The organism is Hymenobacter metallilatus (assembly GCF_003944705.1).
In the GTDB taxonomy this organism is placed as follows: domain Bacteria; phylum Bacteroidota; class Bacteroidia; order Cytophagales; family Hymenobacteraceae; genus Hymenobacter; species Hymenobacter metallilatus.
This window is the reverse complement of record NZ_RWIS01000001.1, coordinates 687,178-701,399: the sequence shown is the minus strand read 5'-3', so window position 1 is coordinate 701,399 and position 14,222 is coordinate 687,178. Positions and strand designations below refer to the sequence as shown.

Annotated in this window: 9 protein-coding genes; 5 read left to right on the top strand and 4 right to left on the bottom strand. The window is 60.7% G+C overall.

The genetic code is table 11. The features are described 5' to 3' along the window. Window positions 1–100: 100 nt before the first annotated feature. Window positions 101–4,507, bottom strand: coding sequence for a carbohydrate-binding protein (locus EI290_RS02820; protein WP_125426497.1), 4,407 nt, complete (start codon window positions 4,505–4,507; stop codon window positions 101–103). A 495-nt stretch (window positions 4,508–5,002) separates the two neighbouring features. On the opposite strand from EI290_RS02820, the gene crtD reads away from it, so the two are divergent. The 3 genes from crtD to EI290_RS02805 all read left to right on the top strand — a co-directional run bounded on the left by crtD (window position 5,003) and on the right by EI290_RS02805 (window position 7,966). Next, window positions 5,003–6,496: a 1-hydroxycarotenoid 3,4-desaturase CrtD gene (gene crtD / locus EI290_RS02815; protein WP_246008830.1), complete on the top strand. Its 1,494-nt coding sequence runs from the start codon at window positions 5,003–5,005 to the stop codon at window positions 6,494–6,496. Between the two features lie 103 nt (window positions 6,497–6,599). Then, window positions 6,600–7,283, top strand: a complete 684-nt coding sequence (locus EI290_RS02810; protein WP_125426495.1) for a carotenoid biosynthesis protein — start codon at window positions 6,600–6,602, stop codon at window positions 7,281–7,283. Window positions 7,284–7,354: 71 nt separating this feature from the next. Further along, on the top strand, window positions 7,355–7,966 hold the full coding sequence (locus EI290_RS02805; RefSeq protein WP_125426493.1) for a TetR/AcrR family transcriptional regulator: 612 nt from the start codon (window positions 7,355–7,357) through the stop codon (window positions 7,964–7,966). A gap of 106 nt (window positions 7,967–8,072) precedes the next feature. Here the strand turns inward: EI290_RS02805 and rpiB are convergent, their stop codons facing one another. From rpiB to EI290_RS02790, 3 genes are all read right to left on the bottom strand, one after another. Continuing rightward, window positions 8,073–8,501: a ribose 5-phosphate isomerase B gene (gene rpiB / locus EI290_RS02800; protein ID WP_125426491.1), complete on the bottom strand. Its 429-nt coding sequence runs from the start codon at window positions 8,499–8,501 to the stop codon at window positions 8,073–8,075. Window positions 8,502–8,602: 101 nt separating this feature from the next. Beyond that, complete coding sequence (tatC, locus tag EI290_RS02795; protein WP_317127454.1) at window positions 8,603–9,460, bottom strand: twin-arginine translocase subunit TatC; 858 nt, start codon at window positions 9,458–9,460, stop codon at window positions 8,603–8,605. Between the two features lie 138 nt (window positions 9,461–9,598). Continuing rightward, window positions 9,599–10,891 carry a serine hydroxymethyltransferase gene (locus EI290_RS02790; protein WP_125426489.1) on the bottom strand — a complete coding sequence of 431 codons (1,293 nt, stop codon included), beginning with the start codon at window positions 10,889–10,891 and terminating at the stop codon, window positions 9,599–9,601. A 351-nt stretch (window positions 10,892–11,242) separates the two neighbouring features. On the opposite strand from EI290_RS02790, the gene EI290_RS02785 reads away from it, so the two are divergent. Both EI290_RS02785 and EI290_RS02780 read left to right on the top strand, forming a co-directional pair. Then, window positions 11,243–13,483, top strand: coding sequence for a beta-1,3-glucanase family protein (locus EI290_RS02785; RefSeq protein ID WP_125426487.1), 2,241 nt, complete (start codon window positions 11,243–11,245; stop codon window positions 13,481–13,483). 140 nt (window positions 13,484–13,623) lie between these two features. Beyond that, window positions 13,624–14,136: a hypothetical protein gene (locus EI290_RS02780; protein WP_125426485.1), complete on the top strand. Its 513-nt coding sequence runs from the start codon at window positions 13,624–13,626 to the stop codon at window positions 14,134–14,136. The last annotated feature ends 86 nt before the right edge of the window (window positions 14,137–14,222 follow it).

Sequence of the window (14,222 nt, the reverse complement as noted above, 5' to 3'; positions counted from 1 at the left end):
GAAACTCCGCCCCGTTTCCGCTTTTTCTCACTCGTATATCGGGGAGTTGCCGAGCGGGCACGGCCGGAGCGGTTGCAGCGGCTCCGGCCGGCCGTGGGCCTTACTCCTTGGCAAACTGCTGTATCGTAGCCGCGCCGCTGGCCTGGCGCACACGCAGGAAATACATACCAGGCCGGAGCGTGTGGACATCCACCGTAGCCGTAGGCTGCTGTGCGGCTACTGCCTGCGTGAGTACCACGCGGCCCAGAGCATCCGTAATGGTAATGGTGCCTGCCCCGGTCACTGGCACCGTCAGGTGGGTGCTGGCAGGGTTGGGGTAGAGCTGGTGTTCCGGTGCGGCCACCGTGGTGGTAGTCAGAGCCGGGCGGCTGCCAGTGCAGATAGCGCCGGCCGTGTAGCTGTGCGGGGTGGCACTGGAGTTACGCTCGGCGGTGGTAGTGCCCACGCGGTAGGTGAAATAGAACGAGAGGGCCGCCCCGCTGGCCTGGGCCTGAGCGAAGGTGAAGTTGCTGCCCGCGGCCGTCATGTTGTAGCCGGTATAGCCGCCGGTGCCCACTTTCACATAGATAAGGGCCATGCTGCTGCCCGCAATGGGGCCAAGCGGAATGAACTTCCAGCTCACGGTACCGTTGGTGGTCGATACCTCGTAGCTGTAGTCGCCGTTGGCTACGGTGCCGGTGCAGGCGGTGCTGCCGGTTCCGCCGCCGCTGGCCGCCGTGCCGTATACTTCCAGCTCATACAGGGAGTAGCCGTAGCTGGCTCCGTTGATAACGGCGCGGGCCGTGCCGTACATCCGCACGTAGCGGCCGGTGCCGGTCAGGCCGGTGTGGTCGTTGGTGAGGGTGCTGTTGCCGGTTACCGTTTTAATGGTCGTCCAGTTGGTAGCATCCGCAGAAACCTGCACCAGGTAGTCTTTGCCGTAGGCAGCTTCCCAGGTCAGCTTCACGCGGCTCACGTTGTAGCTGGCGCCCAGATCCACGTATATCCACTGCGGATCGGCGAAGGCGCTGGCCCAGCGGGTGCTGGTGGTGTTGCCATCCACGGCGGCCGAGCCGGGCGTACCGCTGGTTTCAGTGGACGAGGTAAAGGTGGGCTTGTTCAAGGCCAGGTTGGTGCCCGTTTGCGTAGCCGAGGCGAAGTTGAGCCAGTTGACGTTGCAGCCGGTGGAGGTTTGGGCAAACAGGCGCAGCGTCTGCTGGCCGGCCGGCAGCGTTACGGTGGTGCTAATGGTCTGCCAGCTCTGCCAGCCGCCGGTGTTGCCCACGTTGATGCTGCCCAGCACCGTGCCGGCGCTGTTGCGCAGCTGCAGGGTGGCGCCCCCATTGGCCGAGGCCACCCGGAAATCCACGGTGTAGGAGCCGGCGGCGGTTACGTTCACGGCGTAGTCCAGCCAGTCGCCGGTTTCGAAGTAGTCTACATTCTGGCCGCCGCCGGTGTCGGTGGTGGCTTCCTTGTCGGTGCCCTGCTGGGCCGTGAAGCTCTCGGCCTCAATCTTGCCCGGAATGGTCTGGGCGGCGGGTGTGGAGCCCACCGTTACGCTCACGGCCCCGGAGGTGGTTACGGCCCCGGCGTTGTCGGTGGCTTTGGCCGTGAGGCTGTAGGTGCCGGCCGTTACGCCCGTCCAGGAGTAGCTGTAGGGGCTGCTGGTGTCGGTGCCGAGCAGCGTGGTGCCCTGGTAGAACTCCACTTTGCTGATGCTGCCATCCGAATCGGCGGCGTTGGCATTGATGGTGATGCTGGCCGGAGCCGTGAAGGTGGCACCATTGGTCGGCGAGGTCAGGCTGACGGTGGGCGCAACGTTCGAGGGGGCCGTGCTGGCGGTGAGGCTGCGCAGGTTATCGATGTAAAATACCGTGCCGGTGGTGGAGTTCGGGGCGAAGAGCAGCACCACGTTGTCCACGTCAGCATCCGCGGTGCCGGCATCGGGCGAGTTGGCGTAGGTGAAGGTGAGCGTATGCCAGGCATTGCTCTGCTTCACCACGGCCTGGTAGATGCTGTGGCGGCCCGTGGGATAGTTGTTGGGGTTGGAGGATGCACTGCTTTCCAGCTGCCACGACACCACCGTGCCGGCCGGGGCCGAGGTGTACACGTCGAGGGCAAACACCTTCTGGCCCGCCACGTAGGCGCTGCCGTCCTTGATCTGGGTGCTGGCTAGGGTCAGGGCATCGTACTGCGAGGCCGGGTTGCGGGTGTACTGACCCACTTTGGCGGAGGTATTGATGCCGGTGGCCGAAGGGTTGTTGGCCGCCGCTACGTAAGTGCCATTGGCGTTCCGCAACGGCAGGTTGCGCACCGCGTCGTAGTTCTCAAAGGTGGTGCCGGCCGAGTAGGTCGGGGTGGCCTTCTTGGCAATCCGGATGTTGTCGATGTAGTACGTTTCGCCGGTGAAGGCGCCGCTGTTGAACAGCATGGCCAGCTGGTCGATGGCCACGTTAGCCGTGCCCGCATCAGGGGCGGTATTGAAAGCAAACGTGAGGGTTTCCCACTGGTTCTGCTTGCTGGTATTGGCCAGGTAGGTGCTGTTGCGGCCGGCCGGGAACGAGCCCGTAGGCGCAGCCGCCGCCTTGTTCTGCAGGGTAATGTTGATGGGCGTGCCCACCGGGGCCGAGGTGTACACATCCACCTGCAGCTGGTAGGTCTGGTTCTTAAACAAACCCGCGTCCTGAATCACAGTGCCCGGCGCGCCGGCATCGAAAAACAGCACGTCGTACTGCTGGGTGGAGTTGCGCACGTACCGGGCCACGTTGGCGGTGGTATTTACGCCGGTAGCCGAGGGGTTGGCCGTGGGAGCCGTGTAGGCGCCGTTAGTACTGGTCGCGTTGAAGGTCAGCTTGGCCGTGCCGTCGTAGTTCTGCAGCACTTCGGTGGCTACTACCGGGGCTTCGGGCTGCTTCTTAATCAGGAGGTTATCCAGGTAGAAGGTAGCCCCGGAGTTGGTGGCCGGCTGCAGCAGAAACGCTACGTTGTCGATGGAGTAGATGTTGGTGCCCGCGTCGAGGCTTTTCTCAAACTCGAATTCCAGGGTTTCCCAGGCGTTCTGGCGGGTAGTGTAGGCGCGGTAGGCGCTGTGCCGGCCCGCCGGGAAGTTGGTGGCCGTAGTAACCTGGCTGTTCTCAAACTGCATGGTCACCTTGCTGCCCACCGGAGCCGTGGAGTACACATCAATAAACACCTTGCGCCGGCCCGCCACGTAGTCGTTGGCGTTGCCGATGCCCAGGTTGCGCACGTACAGCACGTCGTACTGCTCCGAAGAATTGCGCACGTACTGGCCCACTTTGGCCGAGGTGTTGATAACCGCCGAAGGGTTGTTCACGGCCTGCGTGAGCGTGCCCGTTACGGTACCGTACGTAATAACCCGGTTGCTTTCGTAGTCCTCATACACCCGGTCCGGCTGCAGGGCGGGCGTTACCGTCAGGGCTTTGGAGTAGGTAGCCGTGGCGCAGCCGCTCACGGCCACGGAGGCCGTTACGTTGCCGCTGGCGGCGGTGCTGCTGAAGTTTACCTGGATGGCGTTGGTGCCCTGCCCGCTCACGATGGTGGCCCCGCTGGGCACCGACCACGTGTAGGTGCCGCCGGTAATGGCGTCCATGCGGAAGGTTTTATTCTGGTCGCCCTGATGCACCTGGTCGACGCCCAGCACGGCGTAGTTGTAGGTGCCTTTGTACACCCGCACGTAGTCCACCTGGGTGGTAACGGGGAAGTCGGCGGGCGTGGGGTTGGTATAGCCCGTGAAGCCGGTGCCGGGGCCGCCCACGGCCGTGTTCAGGATGATGTAGAAATTGCCGTCGTTGAAGGGCCAGGAGCCGCCCGTGGTAGTTTTGGGCGAAGCCGTGTGGAACAGAGTGCCGTCCACAAACCACTTAATCTGGTCGGGGCCCCACTCCACGGCGTACACGTGGAAGTCCAGGGACAGATCCACGGTGGAGGTGTACTCGCGGCCGGTAAAGCGCCAGCCGCCGGCGTCGTAATGAATAGTGCCGGCCGTGCTCTTGGGGTTCTTGTGCTTGGCCTCCATGATGTCAATCTCGCCCGTGTAGGGCCAGTTGCCGGGGTCGGCCAGCATCCAGAACGCGGGCCAGGCGCCCTGGGCCGAAGGCAGCTTCATACGGGCCTCAATGCGGCCGTATTTGAAGGTCTGGAGGCCCCCGGTAGCGGGCACCTTCGACTGCAGCTTGGCGGAGGTGTAGTTGTAGGTACGCCCGCCTTCCACCGAGTTTTCGTAGCGGGTGGCAATGTTCAGGAAGCCGCCCGTGACGGTGGCGTTGGCGGGGCGGTACACCTGCAGCTCGGCGTTGCCGAAGTTGCAGTTGCCCACGTTGCAGCCGTCGCCATTATACACCTGCCACTTGGCAAAGTCGCCGGCCGTGTTGAACTCATCTTGCCAGACGAGTTGGTTGCACTGGGCCTGGGCGGCGGTGGGTTGGAGGGCCCAGCCCAGGCCTAAGGCCAGGGTAAGCCGCGCCCAACGCCCAAGCCAGCGGCCCGGGGAAGCGGTAGAAGTTTCCATGAAATGTGTGGGTGTTTTGGTAGATAGGGCAAAAGCCGCCCAGTGCCTGGGGAGCAAGGAAGCGGGTAAGCAGTCGGACAGGCACCACTATATGCCCGGAAGCAGGACTCCGTCAAAATCAAGGAGCCGGAGGGTTGGTGCCTGACCAAATGTAGTGGGGTGTTGTCTAGAAAATCAAGGTATAAATGCTGGCAGATAAGCTAAAAACAGGGTTTTAGGGTTACATCACACGTATGCTTATACACTTACGGCACACGCAAAATGCCCAGCCGACCGGCTCCCAGGAACAGGAGCAGCCACTGCAAAGGGCGGCTAAAAAACACGTAAAAAAAGTGCGGGCTTTGCGTAATTATTTTTCTGGCAGTACGCTTTTTCGGCTGGTACCTGGGCCGGCGCAAACATTTATGGAAGCCGGCTTGTGTTACCGCCTCCGATACTCCGTTCTTCGCGTGGGCACCGCGCCCGGCGCGTCTTTCATTCCTGCTACTTACCTCCGTGCTGCACTCTACCTCCCCCAGCCCCCCCCAGCCCGCTGCTATTATCGGGGCTGGCATTGCCGGCATAGCCACGGCCGTGCGGCTAGCCGTGCAGGGGCACCGCGTTACGGTATTTGAAGCCCAGGAGTCGTTTGGGGGCAAGATGCATCAACTGGAGCTGCCCGGTGGCTACCGCTTCGATGGGGGGCCATCCTTATTCACGCTGCCCCATCTGGTGGATGAGCTGTTCCGGCTGGCTGGCCGCAACCCCCAGGACTATTTCCGCTACCAGCGCCTCGACCCCATTACCCAGTACTTCTTTGCCGATGGCACCCGCCTTACGGCCTGGGCCGATGAGGAGCGGTTTGCCCGGGAGGTAGAGGAAAAGCTGCAGGTACCCGCCGCCGAAGTGCTCCGGTTCCTGCGGCGTAGCGGCCGGGCCTACGAGGCCACGGCGGGCACGTTTCTGCAAAAGTCGCTGCACAAAGCCCGTACCTACCTCAGCCCCGAGGTATTGAAGGCACTGGCGGCGCTGCCTCAGCTGGGCCTCACCAGTACCATGCACCAGCGCCACGCGGCTGCTTTTCAGGACCCGCGCCTGGTGCAGCTCTTCGACCGGTTTGCCACCTACAACGGTTCTGACCCCTACCAGGCCCCGGCTACCCTCAGTCTGATTCCGCACCTGGAGCATGGGCTGGGGGCCTATTATCCCGAGGGCGGTATCTATGCTATTGCCCGGAGCCTGGTGCGGCTGGCCCAGGAGCTGGGCGTGCAGTTCCGCTACCAGGAGCCGGTACTGGAAATCTTGACGGCCGGGGGGCGGGTAGCCGGGGTGCGCACGGCCCGGGGCGAACATCCGGCCGCCGTTGTGGTCAGTAATATGGATGTGGTGCCCACTTACCGGCGGCTGCTCCCCCGGCAACCTGCCCCGGAGCGCACCCTGCGCCAGCCCCGCTCCTCGTCGGCCCTGATTTTTTACTGGGGTATTGCCCGGCGCTTTCCGGAGCTGGGGGTGCACAACATCTTCTTCTCCCAGGATTACCGGCGCGAGTTTGAGGCCATTTTTCGGGACAAAACCATTGCCGACGACCCTACGGTGTACGTGAACATCACCAGTGGCCATACGCCCACCGATGCCCCACCCGGCCACGAAAACTGGTTTGTGATGGTAAACGTACCCCATAACCAGGGCCAGAACTGGCCCGAGCTGGTGCAACGAACCCGCACGGCCGTGCTCAGGCGCGTTAGCCAGGCGCTGGGTACCGATGTGGCAGGCGTAATACGGGCCGAGCAGGTATGGGACCCTCCCGGCATCGAGGCCCGAACGTCTTCGTTCGGGGGGGCGTTGTATGGGAGTTCCAGCAACAATCCGCTGGCCGCCTTCTTGCGCCACCCTAATTTTTCGGACCAGGTGCCAGGGCTGTACTTTTGTGGCGGATCCGTACACCCCGGCGGCGGTATTCCGCTGTGCCTGCTCTCGGCCCGCATTGTCTCTGACTTAATTAAAAATTAAAAATGAAGAAGTAAAAATTGTTTGAATGACAGGTTGTTAGGTCCTGAACAAGGGCTGGGGCAGTCATTCTCAATTTCTACGTCTCAGTTTTAATTCCTTCTCCATGCCTGAACCAACGCAACAACTTTCTCCGCCGGCTACGGCTGCTCCCGATGTGCAGAAGCGGCGTTTGCGCTGGGCGCAGGGTATTCTGCTGCTGTTTCACACCACCGGATTTCTGGGGCTGGCCTTTTCCCAGGACCCCAGCTTCTACCTGCAGTTTGTGCCCCTGAACCTATTGCTCACGCTAGGGTTGCTGCTGGCCTTTCAGCCGCGCCGTACGGCTGCCTTCTGGGGCTTTTGCGTGGTAGTGGCGCTGGTAGGATTTCTGGTAGAGGTAGTAGGTATCCGTACGGGGCTGCTGTTCGGGCAGTATGAGTACGGGGCTACGCTGGGGCCGAAGTGGCTGGACGTGCCTTTGCTGATTGGGGTAAACTGGCTGATGCTCACGTACTCGGCTGGGGTACTGGCGCGCTATCTGCCCCTGCCGGATTTTTTACGGGCTCTGGTAGCCGCTTTGCTCATGGTTGGGCTTGATATTTGTATTGAGCCCGTCGCCGTCCGGTACGACTTCTGGCGTTGGCAGTACGATGTAATTCCGCTGTTGAACTTCAAAGGGTGGTTTGCAGTTAGCCTCATCCTGCAGGTGTACTTCAATCGGGTAGAATTCGATAAGCGGAATGCCTTGGTGCCCTTTGTGTACCTGGTGCAACTGCTGTTTTTTTTCGCACTGGGTATGCTACTCTGAGGCTTTGCGGCGTTATGGGTGGCGCCGGACCGTGTGGATAGGAATATAGTACTAATTTTTTGCCCATCCTCATGGAGGAACTTGTACTCCAGCAATTACTTGACCGCGCCAATACCCTATTCCGCCAGGTAGGGGTAGGGCTTGTGCACGAAGAACAGCTCGCCGCAGAGCTGGACCTTTCACCGGCTGCTTTTCGGGAGGTGTTTGGCTCCAAGGCCGAGCTGCTCTACGCCGTTACCCAGCGCAACCTGAGCCGGCAGCGCCAGGAGCACAATCAGCTGCTGACCAATCTGGCTACTCCCGCCGAAGGGCTGCTGGCCATCCTGCACCACAGTGTGCACGAGCTGCGCCGCTCCCCCCACCACGATTACCACGTAATGCGGGAGCGGTATCCGGAGTCCTGGGCCCTTATTCAGGAGTATCTGACTACCTACTCCCAGCCGCTGCTGGTGCGCCTGCTGCAGGAGGGAATCCGGGAAGGGCAGTTCCGCGCCGAGCTGGATGCCCGTGCCACGGCCCATATTCTGCTGGCCCTGTTCGGGCTGGTTGTGAATGAGCAGTATTTTCCGCCCGACTACTTCAGCCTGGCCGATGTGTACCGCAACGTGTGTGTGCCCTACGTGCGCGGCCTCTGCACCACGGCCGGCCTGCGCAAAGTAGGCCCCCTGCTGGATAAAATGTAACGCAAAGCAGCCGTAAAAGAGCAGGGACTGTTCCGACGGCGTGGTTTCCAGCGCTACCGAAACAGCCCCTGCTCTTTTACGGCTGCTTTACGTTCCTGCTTCAGGGTTAGCAGCTGATTTTATTCACGCGGGTTTGGTGGCGGCCGCCTTCAAAGGCGGTATTCAGAAACTGGCTGATGATGGCGCGGGCGGTTTCTTCATCCACGAAACGCGCCGGAACGCATACCACGTTGGCATCATTGTGCTGCCGAATCAACGAGGCTACTTCCGGCTCCCAGGCCAGGCCTGCCCGAATGCCCTGGTGCTTATTGGCCGTAATGCACACCCCGTTGGCCGAGCCGCAGAGTAAAATGCCCCGCTCAAAATCCCCCCGTTCCACGGCCAGGGCCAGCGGGTGCACATAGTCGGGGTAGTCAACCGAGTCCGGCGAATGGGTACCGAAGTCCTGCACCTCGTAGCCGTTGTCGCGCAGCCATTGCAGCAGCATCTGCTTGTACTCAAAGCCCGCGTGGTCGGAGCCGATGGCAAGTTTCATCTTAATGTGAAGAATGTGGTGGAATGTGGCAAATGTGGAAAATGCAATGGAATACGGTTCTTAGGCTACATTCCACCACATTTCTCATATTCACCACATTGTTAAGCTATTCCCTGGTTATCGGCCAGCTGGGCGTTGAGGGAGGCAGTGCGGCTACGCCCAACAATGCGGGCAATATTGATGCTCAGCTCGTAGAGCAGCATAATGGGTACCGTCACAATCAGCTGGGCCGAAATATCGGGCGGAGTAATGATGGCGGCAATGATGAGAATGACCACAATGGCGTGCTTGCGGTACACGCGCATGATTTCGGGCGTAATCAGTCCGGCTTTGGCCAGGAAGAATACAATCATGGGCAACTCAAACACGAAGGCGCACGAGAGAGTCATGGTCATGAGCGTGCTGATGTAGCTCTGCATGTCAATCTGGTTTTCGATGGTGGCATCCACCACGTAGCCCGCCAGAAAGTTGATGCTCATGGGTGCGGCTATGTAGTAGCCGAACAGCAAACCCAGCACAAACAGAATAGACACGAAAAACACGGCTCCCCGGGAGTTGGCCCGCTCGTGCGGATACAGCCCCGGCTTAATAAAGCGCCAGATTTCCCAGAACAGATAGGGAAAGCCCAGCACCAGTCCCACCACAAAGGCCGAGCTGAGGTGCATGGAAAGCTGCCCGCTCATCTCGCGGTTCTGAATCACAAAGTCAATTTTATCCACGCACAGGCCCTGAGCATGGAGCGCCGCACCGGCCCTGCACAGCATTTTATACGTCCAGAAATCAGGGCGGGAAGGTCCCAGAATCAGGTCGTGGAACAAAAAGTCTTTGGCAAAGAAAGCACCCGTAGCAAACACCACTACGGCAATAACGGCCCGGATAACGTGCCAGCGCAGCGCCTCCAGGTGGTCGATAAACGACATTTCCTGCTGGTCGCCCAGCGCAGGTTGAGTTGGCTCCAATGAATGAATGCGTGAATGGGTGAATGAGGGGATGAGCGTGCGGCAAGTGAATAGTCAGAGCAGACAAACGGAAAACAGCTACATCAAGATGTAGGCAGTGGGCCTTTTCTACTGCACATTCCCTCATTCACCCATTGATTAGGAAAAGAGCGGGTACTGCTGCATCCACTCGTTAATCTCGCCGCGTACCCGCAGAATACGGGCATCGTCGGCGTTATGGGTCAGCACCTCATCAATGAAGCCCACGATACGGGCCATATCGGTTTCCTTAAGGCCACGGGTAGTTACGGCGGCCGAGCCGATGCGCATACCGCTGGTTACGAAGGGCGACTTATCATCGAAGGGCACCATGTTCTTGTTGATGGTAATGTCGGCCTTGATGAGGGTGTTTTCGGCCAGTTTGCCGGTAAGGCCTTTGCTGCGTAAGTCAATCAACATCAGGTGGTTGTCGGTGCCGCCCGAGATAATCTGGTAGCCGCGCTCCAGGAAGCCGTTGGCCAGCGCCTGGGCGTTGCGGATTACCTGGTGAGTGTACTCCGTGTAGGCGTCGCTCAGGGCCTCGCCAAACGCCACGGCCTTGGCCCCGATGACGTGCTCCAGGGGGCCGCCCTGGGTGCCGGGGAATACGGCCCCGTCGAGCAGGCTGCTCATCATCCGGATTTCGCCTTTCGGAGTTTTCAGGCCGAAAGGGTTTTCGAAGTCTTTACCCAGCATAATAAGGCCGCCGCGGGGGCCGCGCAGGGTTTTGTGGGTGGTGGTGGTTACAATGTGGCAGTGCTCGAAGGGCGAGTTCAGCAAGCCCTTGGCAATGAGACCCGAGGGGTGGGAAATATCGGCCAGCAGCAAAGCGCCCACTTCGTCGGCGGCTTCGCGCAGGGCCTGGTAGTCCCAGTCGCGGGAGTAGGCCGAGGCCCCGCAGATGATGAGTTTAGGCTGCTCGCGGCGGGCGGTTTCCTTTACTTTCTGCCAGTCGATGAGGCCGGTTTCGGGCTCCACGCCGTAGAAGCTGGGCCGGTAGAGCTTGCCCGAAAAGTTGACGGGGGAGCCGTGGGTGAGGTGGCCGCCGTGGCTCAGGTCGAAGCCCAGAATTTTGTCGCCGGGCTGGAGCACGGCCAGCATCACGGCGGCGTTGGCCTGGGCCCCGGAGTGAGGCTGCACGTTCACCCACTCCACACCAAACAGCTGCTTGGCCCGGTCGATGGCCAGCTGCTCGATCTGGTCGACCACTTCGCAGCCCCCATAGTACCGCTTCCCAGGCAGGCCCTCGGCGTACTTGTTGGTGAGGATGGAGCCCTGGGCGCGCATCACTTGTTCCGAAACGTAGTTCTCGGAGGCAATGAGCTCAAGGCCGTGGGTTTGCCGCTCTTTCTCCTTCTGAATCAGATCGAAGACGGCGGTATCGAGGGTGAGGGTGGTGGCGTGCGTTTCCATATGGCCAAAGGTAAGCGGAAATGCCGACGGGGAAATAAGGTGCCCAAACTGCGCGTGGCCGCAACCCGGGGAGCTCCGTGCAAAATTTAGGCATCGGGCCGGCACATAGCCGCCGCCGGCGTGTGCGCTAAGTGCCGCGTGGGTACTGCGTGGTTGGCAGCAGTAAAACCAGAGCCCAGGCCGGCGTGTGCGGTAAGCAGGTGGGTAAGTGTGGGCTAACCGAAAGAGCGTGAATCGGGCGCATATCGGGAGGCTTTGCGGAGCGGTGCGGGCCAGTACATTGGCGGGCCGCAACGCCCGCCGGGGCACGGCAGCTGCTCATCTTTCTTTTCCTCAACCAAATTCCTACCCATGAAAAACCGTACTCTTTTTGCCTGGTGCCTGCTGGTGCTCAGCAACCTGCTTCCTCTGCTGGCCTGGGCCCAGAACACCAGCCTCCCGTTTACCATCAACAACAACTCCACCACCCCGGACGCCGACCTGTGGGTGGGGATTGTGGGCATTGATACCAACGGCAACCACGTGTGGGTGAACCCCACCAACAGCCAGGTGCTGCCCATGAGCCCCAGCTATAATACGGTAACCGGGCCTACCATCAATGGTAACACCGGCCCGGGACAGAACTCGAAGTATGCGGCCTGCTTTTTCCGGCTCAGCACCATTCCGGGCCGGACGTTCCGGCTGCCTTACATTGCGGGCTGCCGGGTGTACATCTCGCGGGGGCAGCAGCTGTACCTGTATTTCTTTGGGGCCAACGGGGCACCCAGCGGCTACGCCGGGCCCAACCTGCAAAACGCCAGCGACCCAAACCAGGGCATTGTGCACGAGAACATTGAGTTAACGAACAACCAGTATGGTTTCTTCGGCAACACCACCCGCGTCGATGCTTTCAACTATCCTATGGGGCTAGAGCTACGCGGCAACAACAACGTGTACCAGAAAACCGGGGAGCTGCTGACGGCCGCCGACATCGTGAGCCGCTACAAGGCCAACGTGCCCACCGAGTTTCAGGGCACCGTGAACAACACGACCGGCGTTATCACTTTTCCCAGCAAAACGGCGGCTTTCGGCGACGGTACCAACGGCACACCCACCGGGGCCTATGGGCAATACTTCAAGAGCTACATTGATGCCATCTGGAACAAGTACAAAGGCACGGACCTGATTTTCTACGCCGGCAACGCGGGCGTGTTTAAGGGCCGCATTGATGGCAACGACCGGCTGACGGTGGTGGGCCAGAGCGGAGCGTTTGCCGGCCGCACGGGCATCATCAACGGCCGCCCCACCACCCAGATGGCCTTCGAAGGCAAAGGCCTGCTGGATAACCGCGTGGGCGACGGAGACTGTGACTTAGTGGTGCAGGCCCAGATTACGGCGGCCATTAACCGCCACGTAATTGACGTAAGCACCGCCAACCCCGGCCAGCAGAACTTCTACGATGCCACCAAGTACTACCAGGCGGCTCCTATGAACTACTACGCCCGCTTCTGGCATCTGCCCGGCGTGAGCTTCGACAACAAAAGCTACGGCTTTGCTTATGACGACGTAAACGACCAGTCGGCTACCCTGCAAACTCCCCAGCCCACGCAGGTAACGGCTACCTGGGGCGGTTTTGCGGGGCAGCCAACGGGTACCGGTGTGGCCACCGTGTACAAGGACTGCAACTACACGGGCACGGCCGTGGCCCTGCCCGTGGGCGACTATTCCCTAGCCGCCTTGCAGAGCCGGGGCATCCTCAACGACGACATTTCCTCCATGCGCGTGAACAGCGGCTACGAGGTAGTGCTCTACGAAAACGATACTTACTCGGGGGCCTCCCTCACGGTGGGTAGTGCCGGCAACAGCTGCCTAGTAAACAATGCTTTAGGTGCCAGCAACTGGAACGACAAGACCACGTCCCTGCGCGTGCGGACCGCTGCGGCGGCTTTTAGCCGGCAGTTGGAAGCCGAAGCGGCCAACGTGAACAACGGCATGACGGTGGAAGCCTGCTCGGATGCGGGCGGGGGCCAGAACATGGGCTACGTGGATGCCGGCGACTACCTGGTGTGGAACAACATCAACTTCCCCACCACCGGCACCTACACCATTGAGTACCGCGTAGCCAGCGGGGCCAGCGGGGGCACCATCTCCGCGGATCTGAACGCCGGCGCCATCCAGTTCGGCAATACGGCCATTCCGGCCACCGGGGGCTGGCAGAGCTGGACCACCGTGTCCAAAACCGTCACCCTCAATGCCGGGACCTATAATTTCGGCATCTATGCCCAGAGCGGGGGCTGGAACCTCAACTGGGTGCGCATTACCCAAGCCGGCGCCGCCCGCATGGCTACCGCGGTAGCTACGACCAAAGAACAGGCCGATGATCAGCCTACCCTCACGCTGTTTCCGAACCCGGCTGTCGACCGCCTGGAACTCACCTCGGAGCTGCAGCTGGCCGGTAGCAGCTACCGCATTGTAAATGAGTATGGCCAAACCCTGGCCTCCGGTAAGCTCGACCAGGGCCCGGTAGATGTGGCCAAGCTGCCCAGTGGCGTTTATTCGCTGATAGTAACGAGCCCGGCCGGCAAAACTACCGTGCGGCGCTTCCTTAAGTAATTTACCAGTTCATCGTATTAACCGGAAAGGCTGCTCCCAGTGGGGGCAGCCTTTCTGCTATTTCTGCGCTGAGTAGCATTACGCCCAGGCCCGCACCGGCCGAAATGGCTACAACAGCGGTTCTCTCGTATCTTGCCAGTATGAACACGCCCCAGCAGCTTGCCGAAGTCCTGACCAGCCTCCGTATCGGGAACCAGTCGTTTCTGATTACCTTTTATGAGCAGAACCGTGACCTGTTTGCCCGCTGGGCCCGCCGCCAGCACCAGCTGTCGGCCCCGAAAGCCCACGACCTGCTGCGCACCGTGCTGGTGGAGTTCTACGACCAGGTATCGGATGGACGCCTGACGAAGCTGCCCCCCGATTTGCGGGCCTATGTATATGGCATGGCTGATGAGCAGATGCGGGCCGCCCGCACTACCGCCGTGCTGCCCCTGGCGGAAGCCGGCCGCCGGCAAAGGCTGCTGGGGCTGTTTCGGCAGCTGGGGCTGGACTCGCAGAAGATGCTGATGTATTTTTATTTCCGGGGGTATAACTTCGAGAAAATGGCCGGAAAGATGGGCTTTGCCAATGCCAATGTGGCCCGAATGCAGAAATCCATCTGCCTGCGCAAACTATACGAGTTACGCCTGCGTACCGAAACGGCCGCCAGCTAGGGGCTATGCCGGCTTCTGTGTAGCTTAGAAGCCAGAATTTTTGTTCTTGCCGTATTCTTCCGCACTGGTTTTTCTGCCTTGTGCCC